This is a genomic window from Leclercia sp. LSNIH1, from assembly GCF_002902985.1.
Lineage (GTDB): Bacteria > Pseudomonadota > Gammaproteobacteria > Enterobacterales > Enterobacteriaceae > Enterobacter.
This window is the reverse complement of the sequence record NZ_CP026167.1, coordinates 632,386-652,234: the sequence shown is the minus strand read 5'-3', so window position 1 is coordinate 652,234 and position 19,849 is coordinate 632,386. Positions and strand designations below refer to the sequence as shown.

Sequence of the window (19,849 nt, the reverse complement as noted above, 5' to 3'; positions counted from 1 at the left end):
GCTACGGCTCCCCGTACAGGCCAATGAGTCTGCGCACCACGCCGTTAGTCCAGCCAAAACCGTCCTGCAGGGGATACTCACCCCCGCCCCCTTCCCGGGGCTGGCTGCTGGCGATGTGGTACTTCTCGATGAGCTTGTGATTCATTTTGTAGAAATGGTTTACCGTGTGCAGCCAGCTCCACGCGATCTCATCCCCCAGAGAATCATTGCCGTATTGTTTGAATCCCTGGATCGCCATCCACTGTAATGGCGCCCAGCCGTTAGGTTTATCCCACTGCTCCCCGGTTTCATACTCGGTGGCAAGGATACCGCCCGGCGTCAGGAGACGCGCTTTTACCGCGTCGGATAACCGTTCGGCCTGCTCATGGGTACACATACCGACATACAGCGGCACGATGCTGGCCGCGGAAAAGAGCGCCAGCTGCTCCCGGCGCCAGTCATAATCGCGATAGCAGCCGTTCTCCTCATCCCACAGATAGCGGTTAACCGCCGCGCGGCGATCGCTCGCTTTCTGGCGGAAGCGATCCGCAGTCTCTTTATCCCCTTTTGAGGCTGAAATATTGGCGATGGCGCTCTCCAGCTTGAACAGGAACGCGTTGAGATCGATAGGGATAAACTGCGTGGTGCGGATACTCGCCAGCCGGCTCGGATCCCGCAGCCAGCGGGAGGAGTAGTCCCAACCGGAGGCAGCCCCGGCGCGCAGATCGCGATAGACCTCGTTAGGTGGACGCCCGGAGTGACGGGCGGTTTCAACGTCCTCTATCCAGGATTCATCCCTTGGAGTGTCACGGTCATCCCAGTAACGGTTGAGCAGAGAGCCGTCCGGCATACGTACCGCACTGCGGTAAGCCTGGTTGAGCAGCAGCGACTCTGCGCCGTCCATCCAGAAGGCGTACTCCATCTTCAGATGGTCCAGATAGCGTTTGGCACCGCGCACGCCATCCTCTTCAAACAGCTCCACCATCAGGGCAAACACCGGCGGTTGCGAGCGGCTCAGATAGTAGGTGCGGTTGCCGTTAGGAATATGACCGTACTTTTCAATCATCCACGCAAAGTTATCCGCCATGCACTTGAGCATGTCGTGGCGACCGCTTTCGGCCAGCCCCAGCATGGTAAAATAGGAGTCCCAGTAGTAGGTCTCGCTGAATCGCCCGCCGGGGACGATGTAGGCCTGCGGCAGCGCCAGCAGTGACGACCACGGGATATGATCTTGCGGCTCCCGGGTCAGTACCGGCCACAGGTTGTCGATATGGTCTTTGAGCGAGAAAGAGGGATCCGATACATATTCGCTCGACAGCACTTCTGGCAGCCAGAAGTGGTTTTCCACAAACTGGCGCAGGTCAAAGTCGCGGTGTCGTCTCACCTTGCGATAGCGGATAAGGATATCCAGCGGATCCATTTTCGGCGCACAGTCTGGAAAGGTTTTGCTGTCTTCAAACAGTCGCGACGACTGAACATGCTCGAAGAGTTCAAGGTAGCGATCGGCAGGGGTGAGCGCATCGGATGCGGGCAGCCCTTCAATCATTTCAGGTTCCGGTTCCGCCTCGAGCATTTCATCCAGTTTTAACTCGCAGGGATCGATTTCGTAGAGAAGTTCTTGTTCTATGTCGAACTCTACGGTCTCTACAGTGCGTATTTTCTGGTTGAACATGGTGGTCAGGACCTCCGGTTTGCGTAGTCTCAGGTCTGGTTTTATCCGGTTGCTTACTAATCTTAGACATTCGCTTCGGTCTGTGAAGAGGTATATGTGCGGTAGATCACATTTTACTGGCGGGGCAAAACGGGCACTACTGGAGGCATGTTGATGTTATTGCAGGCAATAAACGGGCAATCCAGCAGTGCGCAGGCGATCTAAAATTCGGATCATTCGCTTTGCAACAGAGTATGAATCAGAGGGCTTCTTCTGTCTCCTCGTTGAAGCGCCAGGCTTTCGCGCGGTCAAAAATCTCTTCAGAGGAGAGACGGGCGCGGAAACCCCGGCCTTCAGGCTGAATTACGATCTGTAGGGATGCTGATAGCGCGACAGGTTGCTCATTACTGTCGGTCCCGATGTTGGCATTTGGGGCGAAGTGGGCAATAGCCTCAGCAAACGCCTCCTGCATCTCTTCATGCGTTTTATAATGCGCATCTTCGATATTAAGGGCGCTATGGAGAAGAGCGCAGTCAAGCATCGTGCCCTGCAACCAGTAGCATGAAGAGGAATAGGCGGCGCACCAGGTCAGTTTGCTACCTTCCAGAAACGCCTCCAGTAAATGGGGGTCGCTGCCCGCAAAACATGAGCCCAGCATCAAACCTTTGATGTTGAACTTCCGGGATTTATCATTAATGGCGTCAAGGATGTCGGTGAGAGAAACATCGCCGATACGGGTTTTACTGCCATGCGCCGCAATATAGACGAGGGTATTATCAAATTTCTGACGGCACAGGCAATCCAGCGCAATCTCGAAGCTCTTTTTATTATAAAAATTCAGAGAGTAGACCTCAGTGTCGCCATGCATTTTGGCAATTCCGTGCACGAACGGCAGCACGGATGAGCGGTTGGCATCATAATCATCGAGTTTCCACGGTGATTCAAACACCAGAATAGCGTTCTTACTTTTGCTGATTGGCATTAAATATCCCCTTAAGGTAAATTATTTTTGTAGTTGTTTAATAACGCTGTGTATTCGACTTTTCTTTTATTGGCCAACTCTGCAAATAAGTGTCCAAAATCGCCATTGTTTCGCTACGCGCAAATAAGTAATTAAGGCCTTTCACCTCGTCGTCATCGTCTCTGATGACGCGCTCAAACAGGAAATCCTTATGAACCTTAACGCGAAGCGTCAGGGCGCTATGCCTTTTTCTTTTGCAAAGCCGAGCGGCTATCAATCCACTATAACAGAACTGCAGGGGCTGCTGGAAAGCCACCATTTAGCATGGCTGGATATTTTTGAAGGAGAGAACAACGCCATTATTTTCCGCTGTAATCTGAAGCAGAGTGTGTTCCGCAATATACAGTTCAGCAGTTTATTAATTAACCGCTGTTATATCGACGAGCTCTGTTTTGAAAATTGCGATATGCGCAATGTCTTTTTATCAAATAGCGTGGTTACGCAGCCGATCCGCTTACGCTATTGCCAGGTGGCGGGAATGCGCCTGTTAAATATGCCACGCAGAATGTTTATTTTTGAGGAGTGTACCGGCGTCGGGCAGATCCTGTTTGCCTGACACCGGTGAGGCACGATCAGTGCGCCTGACGTGGATCGCCTGCTATTTCATCAGTCTTTTGCCGGGTCTCTTCGCTTTGATTCAGGGCATTGCTGGCCGCTTTTTCCGCATGGGCCGCGCTATAGGCCGCCAGATGCGAAACCACAATGGCGTAAATACTCATCAGAGAGACCCAAAGAATACTGTTTTTCCACCACAGAAGGGTGGGTATGGTTAACATCGCCCATACCAGGGCAAGAATCAGATGGAATTTAGCCAGCCTTTTTGCGTTGATCTTCACTTGCATACTCTTTTCTCTAATCTTAATTAATCGATCCAGGTAAGCGCTTAATACTTTTTAAGCGTAGCCAGGCCTGCCGTCATTACCGGTGAATTTTGTTACCGTATGTACATCTGCGCCAGCAGCGGCGTGGCGGTGGGGGAGGGTGCATAAAAAAACCGGCCACTGAGGGCCGGTCTTTAAACGTGCATACTCGCTGACAAGGCGAACTAACGCATGGTCACGAACTCTTCTGCCGCCGTTGGGTGAATAGCTACGGTATTATCGAAGTCTTTCTTGGTCGCACCCATTTTCAGCGCGACCGCAAAGCCCTGCAGGATCTCATCCATACCAAAGCCGATACCGTGAATGCCGACAATCTTCTCATCCGGGCCGACGCACACTAACTTCATGCGGCACGGCTGACGGTGAGACGTGACCGCGGTATACATGGCGGTGAAGGCGGATTTATACACTTTCACCTGGTCGTCGCCATAGTGCGCTCGCGCCTGAGGCTCGGTTAAACCGACGGTACCGATTGGCGGGTGGCTGAAGACCACGGTCGGGATGTTGTTGTAATCCAGGTGCTCTTCCGGTTTGTTGTTAAACAGACGCTCGGAAAGACGACGACCCGCGGCGACAGCAACAGGGGTCAGTTCAACGGCGCCGGTATTATCGCCCACGGCGTAGATGCCCGGTACGCTGGTGTTCTGGAACTTATCGACAACGATATAGCCTTTCTCATTGGTTTTGACACCCGTGACGGCCAGGTTGAAGTTGTCGTTTGCGGGTTCACGGCCAATGGCCCAGATCAGGCAATCAACGGTCTGGCTGCGGCCATCTTCCAGCTCAAGGGTCAGGCTGCCGTCAGCGTTTTTCACAACCGCTTTCGGAATGGCTTCGGTATGCAGATGTGGGCCTTCGGCATTCATCACCTCCACCAGGGTATCGACGATCAGCGGATCGAAGTTGCGCAGCGGGGCGTGTTTACGCACAAACAGGTGCGCTTCGGCGCCGAGGCCGTTAATCACGCCCGCCAGCTCCACGGCGATGTAACCCGCGCCAACGATGGCAACGCGTTTCGGCAGGGCAGGCAGCTCAAAGAAACCGTCGGAGTCGATACCGTATTCCGCACCCGGAATAGCTGGATGACTCGGGCGGCCACCGGTAGCGATCAGGATATGATCGGCGGTGATCGTTTCACCGTTGACTTCGATCGTCTTCGCATCGACAAAGCGGGCAAAACCGCGGATCACATCGACATTATTCTTGCCCAGCACGTTATCGTAGGAGGTGTGAATACGATCGATGTAGGCGGTACGGCTGGCGATCAGACGATCCCAGTCGAAGTTATTAATGGTGGTATCAAAACCATAATCCGGGCCATAGAGATGGATGGCCTCGCGGATCTGCGCCGCATGCCACATCACCTTTTTCGGTACACAACCGACGTTAACGCAGGTGCCGCCGAGATCTTTTGCTTCAATCAGCGCGCACTTCTGGCCGTACATGGCCGCACGGTTAATCGAGGCGATACCGCCGCTGCCGCCGCCGATAGCGATGTAATCGTAATGCTTGGTCATGGTCTTATCCTTAATCGTTAATTGCCGCGATTGTATACCTGAAATCAATAGTTTCCATCGATGACTGCGATTACTCTGGCACGATCCAGCTAACGGTAGTATGGCCGGTACCGGCCGGGACCAGCTTTTTGTGCAGCCACGGCAGGACGTTATTCATCTGCGCTTCGAGCTTCCAGGGCGGGTTAATCACAATCATGCCGGACGCGGTCATGCCGCGCTGATCGCTGTCCGGGCGAACGGCCAGCTCAATTTGCAGGATCTTACGGATGCCGGTCGCTTCCAGATCCTTGATCATGCGTTTGATCTGTGAACGCAGCACCACCGGATACCACAGCGCATAGGTGCCGGTGGCAAAGCGTTTGTAGCCCTCGTTGATACCCGCAACCACCGCCTGGTAGTCGCTTTTGATTTCGTATGGCGGGTCGATCAGCACCAGACCGCGACGGGAAACCGGCGGCAACTTCGCTTTCAGCTGCTGGTAGCCGTCCGATTTCTCCACGCGCGCGCGGCTGTCTTTCTGGAATTCAGAGCGCAGCAGCGGGTAGTCGCTTGGATGCAGTTCAGTCAGCTGAATGCTGTCCTGCTCGCGCAGCAGCTGGCGCGCGATAAGCGGCGAACCCGGGTAGTAGCGTAACTGGCCGCTGCGGTTAAAATGGTTGATCACGCCGATATAGGGTTCCAGCTCCGCCGGCAGGTCATCCTGCTGCCAGATGCGGGCGATGCCTTCGAGGTACTCTCCGGTGCGCTCGGCATGCTCGCCGCTCAGCTGATAGCGGCCCGCGCCGGCATGGGTGTCCAGATAGAGAAAAGGCTTATCTTTCTCTTTCAGCGCCTCGATGATCAGACTCTGTACGGTGTGTTTAAGAACGTCGGCGTGGTTGCCCGCGTGAAAGCTGTGGCGATAACTGAGCATGGGTAGATATGTTCCGATAATGTCGATTGAGCACAGTTTACAGCAGAACGGCACAGATTACCCGCAGGCCCGGCACGCACCGTCGCGGCGGCTGTTTTTCTGTCACCTCAGCCATTGAAATTCACTACACTTAACCCCATCCTGGAAACAATATGCTCGCGCAGGATGCGCGCTTCATTCACTCATTTAACAGGACAGTGCTTATGACCAATCCATTACTGACGCCTTTTTCGTTGCCACCGTTTTCCTCCATTTTGCCTGAACATGTTGTTCCCGCTGTCACCAAAGCACTGGACGATTGCCGTGCCGCCGTTGAGAGCGTGGTAGCGCATGGCGCCCCTTATACCTGGGAAAACCTGTGTCAGCCGCTGGCGGAAGTGGATGATGTGCTCGGCCGCATCTTTTCCCCGGTCAGCCACCTGAACTCGGTGAAAAACAGCCCGGAACTGCGTGAGGCCTACGAACAAACCCTGCCCCTGCTGTCGGAGTACAGCACCTGGGTCGGGCAGCACGAAGGGCTCTACAAAGCGTACCGCGACCTGCGCGAGGGCGATCACTATGCGACGCTGAATATCGCGCAGAAAAAGGCTGTCGATAACGCGCTGCGCGATTTTGAACTGTCGGGCATTGGTCTGGCAAAAGAGAAGCAGCAGCGCTACGGCGAAATCGCGACGCGCCTGTCTGAGCTGGGCAACCAGTACAGCAATAACGTGCTGGATGCCACCATGGGCTGGACGAAGCTGATTACCGACGAAGCGGAGCTGGCTGGCATGCCGGAAAGCGCCCTGGCGGCAGCAAAAGCGCAAGCCGAAGCGAAAGAGCAGGACGGTTATCTGTTGACGCTGGATATCCCGAGCTATCTGCCGGTAATGACCTACTGCGATAACCAGGCCCTGCGTGAAGAGATGTATCGCGCCTACAGCACCCGCGCGTCCGATCAAGGCCCGAACGCCGGGAAGTGGGATAACACCCCGGTGATGGCGGAAATTCTTGCCTTGCGTCACGAGCTGGCGCAGCTGCTGGGCTTTGACAGCTACGCAGATAAATCTCTTGCTACCAAAATGGCCGAAAACCCGCAGCAGGTACTCGATTTCTTAACCGATCTGGCCAAACGCGCTCGTCCTCAGGGCGAGAAAGAGCTGGCCCAGCTGCGCGCCTTTGCCAAAGCGGAATTCGGCGTCGATGAGCTGCAGCCGTGGGATATCGCGTATTACAGCGAGAAACAGAAGCAGCATCTCTACAGCATCAGCGATGAGCAGCTGCGTCCGTACTTCCCGGAAAACAAAGCCGTTAACGGCCTGTTCGAAGTGGTGAAACGCATTTACGGCATCACCGCCAAAGAGCGCAACGATGTGGAAGTGTGGCACGACGACGTGCGCTTCTTCGAACTGTACGACGACCAGAACGAACTGCGCGGCAGCTTCTATCTCGACCTCTACGCCCGCGAAAATAAACGCGGCGGCGCCTGGATGGATGACTGCGTAGGGCAGATGCGTAAAGCGGATGGCTCGCTGCAAAAGCCGGTTGCTTATCTGACCTGTAACTTCAACCGTCCGGTTAACGGCAAACCTGCGCTGTTCACCCATGACGAAGTGATCACTCTGTTCCACGAATTCGGCCACGGTCTGCACCACATGCTGACCCGCATTGAAGCGGCAGGCGTTGCCGGTATCAGCGGTGTACCGTGGGATGCCGTGGAGCTGCCGAGCCAGTTTATGGAAAACTGGTGCTGGGAGCCGGACGCGCTGGCGTTTATCTCCGGCCACTATGAGACCGGCGAGCCGCTGCCAAAAGCGCTGCTGGATAAGATGCTGGAAGCGAAAAACTACCAGGCGGCAATGTTTATCCTGCGCCAACTGGAGTTCGGTCTGTTCGATTTCCGTCTGCATGCGGAGTTCAGCCCGGAGCAGGGGGCGAAGGTCCTCGAAACCCTGGCGGAGATCAAAAAGCAGGTTGCCCTTATTCCAGGCCCGGCCTGGGGACGCTTCCCGCACGCGTTCAGCCATATCTTTGCGGGCGGCTATGCGGCGGGCTACTACAGCTACCTGTGGGCAGACGTGCTGGCGGCAGACGCCTACTCCCGCTTCGAGGAAGAGGGGATTTTCAACCGCGAAACCGGTCAGTCATTCCTGGATAACATCCTGACCCGCGGCGGTTCTGAAGAGCCAATGGAGCTGTTCAAACGCTTCCGTGGCCGCGAACCGCAGCTGGATGCGATGCTGGAGCATTACGGGATCAAGGGTTAGTTGATTCGTGAAGATTCACTTAGTTGATGAAACAGGCGCCGGAGACGGCGCCTTATCTGTTCTTGCCGCCCGCTGGGGGCTGGAGCACGATGAAGAAAACCTGATGGCGCTGGTGATGACCCCGGACCATCTGGAGCTGCGCAAGCGCGACGAGCCCAAACTCGGCGGCATTTTCGTCGATTTTGTTGGTGGGGCGATGGCGCACCGGCGCAAGTTTGGCGGCGGACGCGGCGAAGCGGTGGCCAAAGCGGTCGGGATTAAGGGCAGCTACCTGCCGGACGTGGTGGATGCCACGGCGGGACTCGGGCGCGACGCTTTTGTGCTGGCCTCGGTAGGCTGTCGTGTGCGGATGCTGGAGCGCAATCCGGTGGTGGCCGCGCTGCTGGATGACGGCCTGACCCGTGGCTATGCCGATCCGGAAATCGGCGGCTGGTTGCAGGAGAGGTTACAGCTGATCCACGCCTCAAGCCTGACGGCGCTGACCGATATCACCCCACGCCCGCAGGTGGTCTATCTCGACCCGATGTTCCCGCATAAGCAGAAAAGCGCGCTGGTGAAGAAAGAGATGCGGGTGTTTCAGTCGCTGGTGGGGCCGGATCTCGATGCGGATGGCCTGCTGGCGCCTGCGCGTCTGCTGGCTACGAAGCGCGTGGTGGTGAAGCGCCCGGATTACGCGCCGCCACTGGCGGAGGTTGCGACGACCAATGCGGTGGTGACCAAAGGGCACCGGTTTGATATCTATTCCGGTACCCCGGAATAAAAAAAGCCGGGTGGCGGCTTCGCCTTACCCGGCCTACATTCAGGCAATCCCGCCTTACTCGTCGTCTTCGTCGCGCAGCGGCACAATCAGCATATCAACGTGTACGGTGTTAATCAGCTGACGGGCGGATGACATCAGCTTGCTCCAGAAGTCCTGGTGATGGCCGCAGACCACCAGATCCATATCGTATTTCTTAATCGCATCGACCAGCACCTGGCCCAGGTCGCCGCTGCCGCTCAGGGTTTCGGTGATCGGATAGCCCGCATTGGTGGAAAGCTCGGTCAGTGCATGGTGGGTCTCTTCGGAGATACGCTTCTGCATATCCCCCAGATTCACATCGATCAGGCCGGTATAGAGATCGGAGTAGTTTACGTCCACATGAATTAAGGAAACTTTCGCATTGTACGGACGCGCCATGGATACCGCTTTATCAACCAGCACTTTGCTCTCCGGGGAGAGGTCAACAGCGATCAGAATATGTTTATAAGCCATAGTGTTACTCCTTCCTTAAGTTATCGATGACCAATGCCTGTAGCAGTCGTCTACCTGCTTTCATTACGGCCCAGTTAAACAAAATTTTCAAGCATTGGTGTTGATAACGATTAACCTTGTGGCAAAAAAATTAACGGATCTCCTACACTATTGAATAAGCCGTTCGGATAATAAAATGTGAAGCCGATCGGTTTTTACGTCTCTCTATCACTGAACCGTCTGTCAGGGCATTGGGGTGCGGTAGTCCCGAAGCGTTGCTTCGAGGGCGGACGCCGGGGAGGAAGTATGATTAGCACCGTCGCATTGTTTTGGGCGTTATGTGTGGTTTGCATTGTAAATATGGCGCGTTATTTCTCATCCTTGCGCGCGCTATTGGTGGTACTTCGTGGCTGCGATCCGTTGCTTTATCAATATGTGGATGGCGGGGGCTTCTTTACCTCGCACGGGCAGCCCAGCAAACAGATGCGCCTGGTGTGGTATATCTACGCCCAGCGTTATCGCGATCATCATGATGATGAGTTTATCCGTCGCTGTGAGCGCCTGCGTCGTCAGTTCATCCTGACCAGCGCACTGTGCGGCCTGGTGGTGGTGAGCATGATTGCTCTCCTCATCTGGCATTGAGCGCAAAAAAAAGCGGGCCAGTTACCTGACCCGCTCTTCGCGTAACCTGCCTGCGATTACAGGAATTGCAGGGAGATCCAGTACAGACAGCCGGACAGCAGAATCGATGCCGGCAGGGTAAATACCCAGGCCATCAGAATGCTGGTCACGGTTTTGCGTTGCAGACCGCCGCCATCAACCAGCATGGTACCCGCCACGGACGAAGAGAGAACGTGGGTAGTGGATACCGGCATACCGGTGTAGCTGGCCAGACCGATAGAGACTGCCGCCGTCATCTGAGCGGACATCCCCTGGGCATAGGTCATGCCTTTCTTACCGATCTTCTCGCCGATGGTTGTCGCCACGCGACGCCAGCCGATCATCGTACCGAGACCCAGCGCCAGCGCGACCGCCATGATGATCCAGATCGGTGCGTACTCAATGGTGTTCAGCATGTCGACTTTCAGCTTCTTCAGCAGACGTTTGTCGTCGGCAGAGACTTCAGGCAGCTTAGAAACTTTGTCGGTGACGTCGGAGATGCACAGCATGATGCGGCGCATCTGGCCACGCTGCTCTACGGAGAGCTTGTCGTAGCTTTCAACGTCCGTCAGCATGCCTTTTGCGCGCTCCAGGGCGCTGATCGCATTAGCCGGATGGCAATGGAACTCCGCCGGTTGGGTCGCGCCCGCTTCCGGAGAAGGGATCAGCTGGTCAACGCCGGTCGCTTTTTTCAGCAGGTCAGGACGCTGCTGGAAATAGGTCTCGACGTTGTTGATGGCGTCACGGGTACGGGTAATTTCGTAACCGGACGCATTCATATTCACCACGAAGCCCGCCGGGGCCACGCCGATCAGCACCAGCATCACCAGACCAATGCCTTTCTGACCATCGTTAGCGCCGTGCGAGAAAGCCACGCCGATAGCAGAGATGATCAGGGCGATACGCGTCCAGAATGGCGGCTTCTTCTTACCGTCTTTCTTTTCACGCTCGGCCGGCGTCAGGTGGATACGGGCACGTTTTTTCGTACCGCTCCAGTAACGACGCAGCAGGAAGATCAAGCCACCCGCCACAACCAGACCGACAATCGGGGAGATAATCAGTGAACCGAAAATACCCAGAACTTTAGGGATGTTCAGGGCGTCCACCACAGACGTACCGGTCATCAGCGCATTGGTTAAACCAATACCGATGATAGCGCCGATCAGCGTGTGGGAACTGGATGCTGGCAGGCCGAAATACCAGGTACCGAGGTTCCAGATAATTGCAGCAAACAGCAGGGAGAAGACCATGGCGAGACCATGACCAGAGCTGACATTCAACAGCAGATCCGTTGGCAGCATATGCACAATGGCGTAGGCTACGCTCAGACCTCCAAGAAGAACGCCAAAGAAGTTAAACACTGCAGCCATCACCACCGCAACTTGCGATCGTAATGCCCGGGTGTAGATAACCGTTGCCACTGCGTTTGCAGTATCGTGGAAGCCGTTAATCGCTTCGTAGAACAATACAAAGGCCAGAGCAAGCAAAAGTAAAAGCCCGGTATGGAAATCCAGGCCAGCAAACAAATGTAGCATAGGACGTTACGCCATTTTGAGGACATGAACGCGGCGCATTATCCAGGACAAATGCGCAACGGGCAAAGTGAAATATAGCCTTTTTTTGATTTGCTTACTGACATAAGCGTAGCAGCAAAAGAATTACTTTTTAAATTTCAACGAAATGCATGAAATTACAGATTTTTACGCTGGTGCGTTTCTTGAGGAAACTTTACAATTCGCGCCTGAAAACCAGGAGGATCGAGACGTGGAAAAGTACGATGCCATCATTATTGGCGCAGGTGCGGCGGGTTTATTCTGTGCGGCGATGGCCGGACAGGCAGGACGCCGGGTTCTGCTGCTCGATAACGGCAAAAAGCCAGGTCGTAAAATCCTGATGTCTGGTGGGGGCCGCTGCAACTTTACTAATCTTTATATCGAACCTACGGCCTATCTGAGCCAGAACCGTCATTTTTGCAAATCTGCGTTAGCGCGCTACACCCAGTGGGACTTCATCGACCTCGTCGGTAAACATGGGATCGCCTGGCATGAGAAAACGCTGGGGCAATTATTTTGCGACGATTCCGCGCAACAAATCGTCGATATGCTGGTGGCGGAGTGTGAAAAAGGTCAGGTTACCCTGCGACTTCGCAGCGAAGTGCTGGATGTGGCGCGTGATGAGGCAGGTTACACGCTGCAGCTTAATGGCGAAACCGTGTGCGCAGATAAGCTGGTGATCGCCAGCGGCGGGCTCTCCATGCCGGGGCTGGGTGCCACGCCGTTTGGCTATAAAATTGCCGAGCAGTTTGGGCTGAAGGTACTCCCGACCCGTGCCGGACTGGTGCCATTCACCCTGCATAAGCCGCTGCTGGAACAGCTGCAGACCCTCTCCGGCGTGTCGGTGCCGTCGGTGATTACCGCCGAAGACGGTACGGTGTTTCGGGAGAATCTGCTGTTCACCCATCGTGGCCTCTCCGGCCCGGCGGTGCTGCAAATCTCCAGCTACTGGCAGCCGGGTGAGTTTGTCACCATCAATTTAGTGCCGGATTGCGATCTGGAGAGCTTCCTCAATGAGCAGCGTGCGGCGCACCCTAACCAGAGCCTGAAAAACACCCTGGCGATACAGCTGCCGAAACGGCTGGTGGAGTGCCTGCAGCAGCTGGGGCAAATTCCTGATGTGTCACTCAAGCAGCTCAACAGCCGCGATCAGCAGGCGCTGGTCGAAACCTTAAGCGCCTGGCGCGTACAACCCAACGGCACCGAAGGTTATCGCACCGCGGAAGTGACGCTGGGGGGTGTGGACACTAACGAACTCTCTTCGCGCACCATGGAGGCCCGCAACGTGCCTGGACTCTATTTTATCGGCGAAGTCATGGACGTTACCGGCTGGCTGGGTGGCTATAACTTCCAGTGGGCGTGGGCCAGCGCCTGGGCCTGTGCAGAGGCGCTGGCAGAAAGGTAGTATTCCGGCGCAACTATTGCACCCTGTACTTCGCCCCCATCCGCTACACTGCATCTCAAACGTTCCGCTATTTTACGCCCTGTTCAGCTGAGCAGGGCGTATTGCGTTACCTTTCAGAGAGTGTGATATGCAGCTTGTGAGCATTATTATTTTGATCAACCTGACGGTGATCATTCATTCCACATGGATGTTTTTTATACTGAAATTCATCAACCTGAATGTGGAATCGGTGATGCGCGTGGTGTTCCGCAATATCGTTATCATCATGACTGCCCTGTTTGCCCATCTGCTTGAAGCCAGCCTGTTTGCCGTTTTTTATCGCTATGTCGGCGCGTTTAATGACTGGAACACCAGCTTCTATTTCTCGCTGGTCAGCTACGCTACAGTGGGATATGGCGACGTCACGTTGCCGGAACACTGGCGACTGACTGGCGGAGTGGAAGGGCTGGTTGGCGCGCTGATGGTTGGCTGGTCGGTGGCGGTGCTGGTGGCCGTCCTGCAGCGGCTGCGCGGCATGAGCCAGTAAAGCGCCGATGGCAGAACCTCCGCAATGTGAGGTAAAGTACACTCCCTCACGCAGGGTTATGCGTTTTAAGGGGAGAAGCCGGTAAACGGTCCCTTTTTTTTCTTTACTGGCCTCGCCAGTCTGCATGGTGTGTATTTTGTCTTCAAAAAGGGTTGTCTATGTCCTCTGCTCATCTCGGTTTCCCGACGGAAACCGTTGTTGTTTTTGTGGTTATGGCTGTCGGGGCGATGTTTATCGACCTCTTCATGCATCGCCATGACAAACCAATTTCACTGAAAAGCGCCTCACTCTGGTCCCTCTTCTGGGTGATGATGGCGATGGCGTTCGCCGGGTTCCTCTACGTGCATCACGGTGCCGAAGTGGCGAGCCTGTTCCTCACCGGTTACGCCCTGGAAGAGGTGCTCTCCGTTGATAACCTCTTCGTGATGATGGCGATCTTCGCCTGGTTTGGCGTGCCGGATCAGTATCGTCACCGGGTGCTCTACTGGGGGGTGATTGGCGCGATTGTCTTCCGCGGGATCTTCGTCGCCATCGGCACCAGCCTGCTGAGCCTGGGGCCATACGTTGAAGTGGTCTTTGCCCTGATTGTGGCCTGGACGGCGGTGATGATGCTTAAACGCGGCGAAGAGCAGGACGAGATTGAGGATTACTCCCAGCATCTGGCCTACCGCGCGGTAAAACGCTTCTATCCGATCTGGCCAAAAATCACCGGTAACGCGTTTCTTCTCAGCCAGAAAGAGGTGGATGCCGAGCTGGCCAAGCCTGAAAACCAGGATGTGATGGTGGGACGGGTGAAGAAGGCGAAGCGCTATGCCACGCCGCTGCTGCTCTGTGTGGCGGTGGTGGAGCTGTCAGACGTGATGTTCGCCTTTGACTCGGTGCCGGCGATCATCGCCGTCAGCCGCGAGCCGCTGATTATCTACAGCGCCATGATGTTCGCCATCCTCGGCCTGCGTACCCTCTACTTCGTGCTGGAGGCGCTGAAGCAGTATCTGGTGCATCTGGAGAAAGCGGTGATCGCGCTGCTCTTCTTCGTCGCCTTTAAGCTCGGTCTGAACGCGACGGATCACTTCTGGCACCACGGCTACGGTATCGGCGCTACGGCGAGTCTGTTGGTGGTGTTGGGCGTACTGGCAGCGGGGATTCTGGCGAGCCTGCTCTTCCCGGGGAAACGGGAAGCCTGACGGATTTTGCCCGGCGGCGCTACGCTTGCCGGGCCTACAACACCCGGCATCTTTTACGGCTTGATCGGTGAATTGCGGCGCGCGCGCGGCGGATGGAAATGGCGCCAGTGCGGATCCTGCGCCGCCGCCAGCAGCTCGTGGTCGCCCCGGGTGTCGCCCCAGGCGCGCACGTGGTAATTGGTCAGGCTGCCGTACACGCTCTCCAGCCGGGCCACCTTCTGCGCACAGCGGCAGTTATGGCCGGTGATCCGCCCGGTCAGCTTGCCCTCTTTCACCTCCAGTTGGGTACCGATAAGCTTAATGCCGAGCTTGTCAGCCCATGGCTGCAACACCAGCGCCGGCGAGGCAGAGCAGATGGTCACTTCCGCGCCGGAGTTGACTTCCGCCGCCACCGCCAGCACCCCCTGGGGGCGCATCAGTTTATCCCAGTACTTTTCGCAGAACCGCTCTGCCTGCTCACGCAGCCAGTGCTCATCCACGCCGGTCAGGAAGGTTTTGATCAGCACCTCTTTCAGTTCATCACGGGTCAGCTTGCGGCGTACGCAGTGAATGGTGGGCAAGGCCATCCGCACCAGGCGACCGGCAAAGTAGCGCTTACCGAACGCAAAGCGTAAGAAGGGGATAAAGCTGTCGTGATGGGTCAGCGTGCCATCAAAGTCGAACACGGAGAGGACGCTGGATTTTGCCATCGCCTCATCGGCAATCATATTGGTCATAACAGAGTCTTAGCGTAAATTCACATTCTGTCCTCAGTTTACCTGCTTTAGCGTCAGATGCCACCCGCCAGCGGACGGGTAGCCATCGGCAGCGCTAGATAATATCGTCCACCACGCCGCCATCCACGCGCAGCGCCGCGCCGGAGGTGGCGGATGCCTGCTGGGAACAGACGTAAACCACCATGTTCGCCACTTCGTCTACCGTGGCGGCTCGCTGGATCACCGAGCTTGGGCGATTGGCCATCACGAACTCTTTTGCCAGCGTCTCCAGGGACTTGCCGGTTTTCTCTATTTCGTCTTTCATCATCTCAGCAAAGCCGTCCGACATCGTCGGGCCAGGCAGGACGCTGTTCACGGTGACGCCACTCCCGGCGACAAACTTTGCCAGACCGCGCGCCAGAGAGAGCTGGGCGGTTTTGGTGACCCCATAGTGGATCATGTCCGCCGGAATATTGCAGGCCGACTCGGAGGAGATAAAGACCACCCGGCCCCAGCCTTTTTGCACCATGCCGGGCAGCAGGGCGCGCGATAGCCGTACACCGGACATCACGTTGGTTTGCCAGTAGTGATTCCAGGTCTCGTCGTCGGTAGCGTAAAAATCCTGAGGGCCGTAGATCCCGGCATTGTTGACGAGGATATCGACGCCCGAAGCGACCCGGAGCAGAGCATCCACCCCTTCCTGCGAACTGAGGTCGGCAATGGCAGCCCGCACCTGAACGCCCGGTATCTGCTGCTGCAGCTGCTGGATGCCCCGGTTGACCGAGTCGACGCTGCGTCCGTTAACAATCACCTCTGCACCGCTCTCCGCCAGCCCTCTGGCAATGGCGAAGCCAATGCCGCCTGTGGAGGCGGTCACTAACGCCACTTTTCCCGTAAGATCGATTTTCACGGTCTGCTCCTTGTCATATTTGAAGTTCAGACCATTAAGCGTAGCAGTTCACCTTTGCGACGGCTGGCTGAAGAGGTGCAGTAAGGTTTCCACCTGTTCGTCGAGCGGGGCGAGCGTGCGTTTTACAATCAGATGCAGCGGTGTAGCACGGCGCGTGCCGTGGCTCAGGGGCACCGTTTTTAGCACACCGGTTTCCAGCTGTTGCTGAATTCGCTCTTCCGGCAGCCAGCCATACCCCACCTGATACATCACCGCATCGATAGCGGCGTCGATGGTGGAGAAGGTCCAGGCTTCGCCGCCGGGAGGCGCGGCGTAGTTCTGCCCGGCGATCTGGATGAGTGGCCAGGAGCGTAGCATTTCATCAGTGAGCGGCGTGTCGTGTTCAAACAGCGGATGTTCCCGATGCGCCACGGCGACAAAGTCGATATTCATCAACCACTCGCCGCGCCCGGTCACATCCTGGCGGCGGGTTAGCACCATCACGTCGGCTTCGCTCTGGGCCAGCGCCTCGCCGGTGTTCTCAAGTATTTCGGTCAGATGCACCTCGGTTTGCGGATAGCGCTGTTGAAACTGGCGCAGAATGGCAAACAGATGACGGCGAGGGAAAATGCTGTCCACCACCACATCCAGTCGGGTACGCATCCCGTTGCGTAGCGTCGTGGCGCGCGTCTCCAGCAGGGTAAAGGCGTTTAGCAGCGGTTTGACCTGATTTAACAGCAGCTCTCCTTCCGGGGTCAGCACCGCCTTACGCCCCACCTGGACCAGAAGCGCCACGCCCAGCCGCTCCTGCAACAATGCCAGGTTATAACTGACGGAAGATTGGCTGCGATGCGTCTCCTCTGCGGCGCGGGCAAAGCTGCCCAACTCAACGACGCGTTCCAGCAGCGACCACTGCTCAAGGGTAGTTTTGTGCATAACTAATCTAATTTTTGGATGAATTTGATTAAATCATAGCGTTATTCATCCAATTTTTGCAGGCGTAAGATGGGCTCATTGAAACAGAGGAGAAAGATTATGAGCCAGTTTGATAAACATGATTTGAGCGGTTTCGTCGGCAAACATTTGGTATATACCTACGATAACGGCTGGAACTACGAAATTTATGTCAAAAACGAGCAGACGCTCGACTACCGTATTCATAGCGGGATCGTGGCAAACCGTTGGGTAAAAGATCAGCAGGCTTATATCGTTCGTGTGGGCGAGAGTATTTATAAAATTTCGTGGACTGAACCGACCGGTACCGATGTGAGCCTGATTGTGAACCTCGGCGACAAGCTGTTCCACGGCACGATCTTCTTCCCGCGTTGGGTGATGAATAACCCGGAAAAAACCGTCTGCTTCCAGAACGATCATATTCCGCTGATGGTCTCTTATCGCGAGGCGGGCCCGGCCTACCCAACCGAGGTCATTGATGAGTTCGCCACCATTACCTTTGTGCGCGACTGCGGTGCCAATAACGATGCTGTCATTGACTGTGCTGCCAGCGAGCTGCCGGCAGACTTTCCGAATAATTTGAAATAAGCGGGTTACAGAAGCTGAAGTGCGCCGTTATGGAGGGTGAAGGGCGTTGGCGTACAGACCGCAAGGCTGAGTTCGCCGCGCTGAAAGTGGCTGACGCAGAGCGCCGATCTTAAGGTGCTGTCGATACTGACAATCTGCCAGGCGCTGCCGCCGCGCTGTTTGACGATCGCCTCTTTACGCGTCCAGATGCGCCAGAAGGCCGACAGTTTTGCCTCAGGTGCCTCCCGCTCCAGCTCATCATGTTCGGCGAGGCTAAAGACGGCGTTAGCCAGCGCCTGCCAGTTATCCCGCGGACGGATCACTTCGATATCGCAGCCCACTTCGCCTTCGTCGCTTAACAGCAGGGCGATATCGTCCCCGCTGTGGCTCAGGTTAAACCAATAGGGTCTGGCATCGACGAAGGCCGGTTTGCCCTGTTCACCGAAGACAATTTCCGGTACCGGGGCGGGCGATAAGGCCCGGGCGAGCAGCGCCCGGCCAGCCAGCCAGGGGAGTCGGCGCGCGCCCTGCGGCGCCTGCTCAGAAAGCGCTGACGCCAGAGAGTCAGCGCTGAGGGTAGAAATCTTTCCCAGAAGAAACTGGTACATAGTCACGCCCAGCGTTTAATGATTATGGAAGTATTAATGCCGCCGAACGCGAAGTTATTACTTTGAATATATTCGCAGTCAATGTGACGGGCTTCACCCATAATATAATCTAACGTGCCGCATTGCTCATCCGGTTATCTTAAATTGATGGTCGGCGCGAACCCGCCCCCACGCATCATCTGCGGGCTCATTCACGCCTCCAGCGCGTACAGGGATTATCCCGGCAGCCTGCTTTTTGGTCTGCCTGGCCCAAGCAGGATCGCCAGTTTGCTGCCGCCCCGGGTGGTCTCCATCCAGATCTTACAGACGCTGGTGAGCGGCACGGAAAGTAACATCCCCACCGGGCCGAGCAACCAGCCCCAGATCAATAACGACAGGAAGACCACCAGAGTGGACATTCCCAGCCGGTGGCCCATCATTCGCGGCTCAACGATATTGCCCAGCACCATGTGGACGATAAGGAATAGCGCCCCCACCATCATGCATTCGTAAAAACCGTTGAACAGGAACGCCTGGATCATCGGCGGTACGGCGGAGATCACCGCGCCGATATTAGGCACATAGTTCAGCAGGAAGGCCAGCACGCCCCACATCAGGGCAAACTGCACCCCCAGCAGCGTCAGCCCCAGCCAGACAATGGCCCCGGTCCACAAACTCAGCAGCGTTTTCAGCGCCAGGTAGTGCGACACGCCCTTCAGGGCGCGGTGTAAACCGGCGATATGGATCTGCGGATTATTGAGGGCAAAACGCATCTTGTACGGCACGTGGCGCACTTCAAACAGCATAAAGACCACGGTCATCACCAGCAGCAAAATGCTGGCCATCGCCCCGGAAAGCTGAGTCATCAGCGCGGTGGCAAAGGTCATCACCTTTTCCGAGTCCATCCGTCTCAGCATCCGCTCCGGGGAGATGTGCAGGTTGAGGAACGGGAACATTTGCTGCAGATCGACAATCTTGCGCGTCAGCTCTTTGTTGTATTTCGGCAGCATGGCGGCAAATTCATTGAGCGAGGCCGCCAGCACCCCAAACAGCGCCGTCAGTCCAATCAGCATTACCACCACGACAATGGTGATGGCAACAGGGCGGCTTACCCCCCGGCGCAAAAACCAGGTGACGAGGGGGTTAAGGACGATGGCGAAAAAGAGCGCCAGCAATAGCTGAACGAGAATATCTGCTGCGGCGTGAATGCCTGCCAGGATCACCACCAGACAGGCCAGCTTCATTAAAATATGGAGACCCGCTTTATCAGCGGGTGGAAGACCCGTTTTATCGGGCGGCGTGATTATCATGATTATTCCTCTTATAAGATGCTCCTAAGTGTAGTGCGCCCGCAGCGCTTCGGCTGACGCCGTTAATCTTAAAGTCGCTG

20 protein-coding genes and 1 pseudogene are annotated in these 19,849 nt (G+C 56.0%); 8 read left to right on the top strand and 13 right to left on the bottom strand.

From position 1 onward, the window contains the following. Position 1 precedes the first annotated feature (1 nt). Entirely contained in the window at positions 2–1,651 is a 1,650-nt protein-coding gene (locus tag C2U54_RS03445) for an alpha,alpha-trehalase (protein WP_103177393.1), read from the bottom strand. 238 nt (positions 1,652–1,889) lie between these two features. Then, entirely contained in the window at positions 1,890–2,612 is a 723-nt protein-coding gene (locus C2U54_RS03440; protein WP_103177392.1) for a hypothetical protein, read from the bottom strand. A gap of 190 nt (positions 2,613–2,802) precedes the next feature. On the opposite strand from C2U54_RS03440, the gene C2U54_RS03435 reads away from it, so the two are divergent. Further along, complete coding sequence (locus C2U54_RS03435) at positions 2,803–3,207, top strand: hypothetical protein (protein ID WP_103177391.1); 405 nt, start codon at positions 2,803–2,805, stop codon at positions 3,205–3,207. A gap of 16 nt (positions 3,208–3,223) precedes the next feature. Here C2U54_RS03435 and C2U54_RS03430 read toward each other — a convergent pair whose 3' ends face one another. The 3 genes from C2U54_RS03430 to C2U54_RS03420 form a co-directional block, all read right to left on the bottom strand. Next, positions 3,224–3,493: a monooxygenase gene (locus C2U54_RS03430; protein ID WP_103177390.1), complete on the bottom strand. Its 270-nt coding sequence runs from the start codon at positions 3,491–3,493 to the stop codon at positions 3,224–3,226. Positions 3,494–3,696: 203 nt separating this feature from the next. Beyond that, positions 3,697–5,049, bottom strand: coding sequence for a glutathione-disulfide reductase (gorA, locus tag C2U54_RS03425; protein ID WP_103177389.1), 1,353 nt, complete (start codon positions 5,047–5,049; stop codon positions 3,697–3,699). A gap of 70 nt (positions 5,050–5,119) precedes the next feature. Then, complete coding sequence (locus C2U54_RS03420) at positions 5,120–5,962, bottom strand: 23S rRNA (adenine(2030)-N(6))-methyltransferase RlmJ (protein ID WP_103177388.1); 843 nt, start codon at positions 5,960–5,962, stop codon at positions 5,120–5,122. 203 nt (positions 5,963–6,165) lie between these two features. On the opposite strand from C2U54_RS03420, the gene prlC reads away from it, so the two are divergent. Together prlC and rsmJ are read left to right on the top strand one after the other, a co-directional pair. Next, the gene (gene prlC / locus C2U54_RS03415) at positions 6,166–8,208 is read left to right on the top strand and encodes an oligopeptidase A (protein ID WP_103181001.1); all 2,043 of its coding nucleotides are present in this window, start codon (positions 6,166–6,168) and stop codon (positions 8,206–8,208) included. Between the two features lie 7 nt (positions 8,209–8,215). After that, a complete protein-coding gene (gene rsmJ / locus C2U54_RS03410) occupies positions 8,216–8,968 on the top strand; it encodes a 16S rRNA (guanine(1516)-N(2))-methyltransferase RsmJ (protein ID WP_103177387.1) in 753 nt (250 codons plus the stop codon). A 54-nt stretch (positions 8,969–9,022) separates the two neighbouring features. On the opposite strand, the gene uspA is transcribed toward rsmJ, so the two are convergent. Further along, positions 9,023–9,460 (bottom strand): universal stress protein UspA, encoded by a 438-nt coding sequence (uspA, locus tag C2U54_RS03405; protein WP_103177386.1) that lies wholly within the window; start codon positions 9,458–9,460, stop codon positions 9,023–9,025. A gap of 285 nt (positions 9,461–9,745) precedes the next feature. Here uspA and uspB point away from each other — a divergent pair, with 285 nt between their 5' ends. Further along, on the top strand, positions 9,746–10,081 hold the full coding sequence (gene uspB / locus C2U54_RS03400) for a universal stress protein UspB (RefSeq protein ID WP_032615027.1): 336 nt from the start codon (positions 9,746–9,748) through the stop codon (positions 10,079–10,081). A 56-nt stretch (positions 10,082–10,137) separates the two neighbouring features. Here uspB and pitA read toward each other — a convergent pair whose 3' ends face one another. After that, entirely contained in the window at positions 10,138–11,634 is a 1,497-nt protein-coding gene (pitA, locus tag C2U54_RS03395) for an inorganic phosphate transporter PitA (protein ID WP_103177385.1), read from the bottom strand. Between the two features lie 229 nt (positions 11,635–11,863). Between pitA and C2U54_RS03390 the strand changes: the two genes are divergently transcribed. The 3 genes from C2U54_RS03390 to C2U54_RS03380 all read left to right on the top strand — a co-directional run bounded on the left by C2U54_RS03390 (position 11,864) and on the right by C2U54_RS03380 (position 14,767). Then, positions 11,864–13,057 carry an NAD(P)/FAD-dependent oxidoreductase gene (locus tag C2U54_RS03390; RefSeq protein WP_103181000.1) on the top strand — a complete coding sequence of 398 codons (1,194 nt, stop codon included), beginning with the start codon at positions 11,864–11,866 and terminating at the stop codon, positions 13,055–13,057. A gap of 127 nt (positions 13,058–13,184) precedes the next feature. Beyond that, positions 13,185–13,583 carry an ion channel gene (locus C2U54_RS03385; RefSeq protein WP_103177384.1) on the top strand — a complete coding sequence of 133 codons (399 nt, stop codon included), beginning with the start codon at positions 13,185–13,187 and terminating at the stop codon, positions 13,581–13,583. A 158-nt stretch (positions 13,584–13,741) separates the two neighbouring features. After that, a complete protein-coding gene (locus tag C2U54_RS03380; protein ID WP_103177383.1) occupies positions 13,742–14,767 on the top strand; it encodes a TerC/Alx family metal homeostasis membrane protein in 1,026 nt (341 codons plus the stop codon). A 53-nt stretch (positions 14,768–14,820) separates the two neighbouring features. Here C2U54_RS03380 and C2U54_RS03375 read toward each other — a convergent pair whose 3' ends face one another. The 3 genes from C2U54_RS03375 to C2U54_RS03365 form a co-directional block, all read right to left on the bottom strand. Further along, the gene (locus C2U54_RS03375) at positions 14,821–15,483 is read right to left on the bottom strand and encodes an HAD family hydrolase (RefSeq protein WP_103177382.1); all 663 of its coding nucleotides are present in this window, start codon (positions 15,481–15,483) and stop codon (positions 14,821–14,823) included. Positions 15,484–15,577: 94 nt separating this feature from the next. Beyond that, positions 15,578–16,372 carry an SDR family NAD(P)-dependent oxidoreductase gene (locus C2U54_RS03370; protein WP_103177381.1) on the bottom strand — a complete coding sequence of 265 codons (795 nt, stop codon included), beginning with the start codon at positions 16,370–16,372 and terminating at the stop codon, positions 15,578–15,580. Between the two features lie 48 nt (positions 16,373–16,420). Continuing rightward, complete coding sequence (locus tag C2U54_RS03365; protein WP_103177380.1) at positions 16,421–17,287, bottom strand: LysR family transcriptional regulator; 867 nt, start codon at positions 17,285–17,287, stop codon at positions 16,421–16,423. A 99-nt stretch (positions 17,288–17,386) separates the two neighbouring features. Here C2U54_RS03365 and C2U54_RS03360 point away from each other — a divergent pair, with 99 nt between their 5' ends. After that, a complete protein-coding gene (locus tag C2U54_RS03360) occupies positions 17,387–17,893 on the top strand; it encodes a phenolic acid decarboxylase (RefSeq protein WP_103177379.1) in 507 nt (168 codons plus the stop codon). Between the two features lie 5 nt (positions 17,894–17,898). On the opposite strand, the gene acpT is transcribed toward C2U54_RS03360, so the two are convergent. The 3 genes and pseudogenes from acpT to C2U54_RS03345 all read right to left on the bottom strand — a co-directional run bounded on the left by acpT (position 17,899) and on the right by C2U54_RS03345 (position 19,769). Further along, on the bottom strand, positions 17,899–18,480 hold the full coding sequence (gene acpT, locus C2U54_RS03355; RefSeq protein ID WP_103177378.1) for a 4'-phosphopantetheinyl transferase AcpT: 582 nt from the start codon (positions 18,478–18,480) through the stop codon (positions 17,899–17,901). A gap of 2 nt (positions 18,481–18,482) precedes the next feature. Continuing rightward, positions 18,483–18,671, bottom strand: a pseudogene (locus C2U54_RS03350) (beta-ketoacyl-ACP synthase); the annotation flags it as partial. A gap of 24 nt (positions 18,672–18,695) precedes the next feature. After that, the gene (locus C2U54_RS03345) at positions 18,696–19,769 is read right to left on the bottom strand and encodes an AI-2E family transporter (RefSeq protein WP_103177377.1); all 1,074 of its coding nucleotides are present in this window, start codon (positions 19,767–19,769) and stop codon (positions 18,696–18,698) included. Positions 19,770–19,849: the final 80 nt, after the last annotated feature.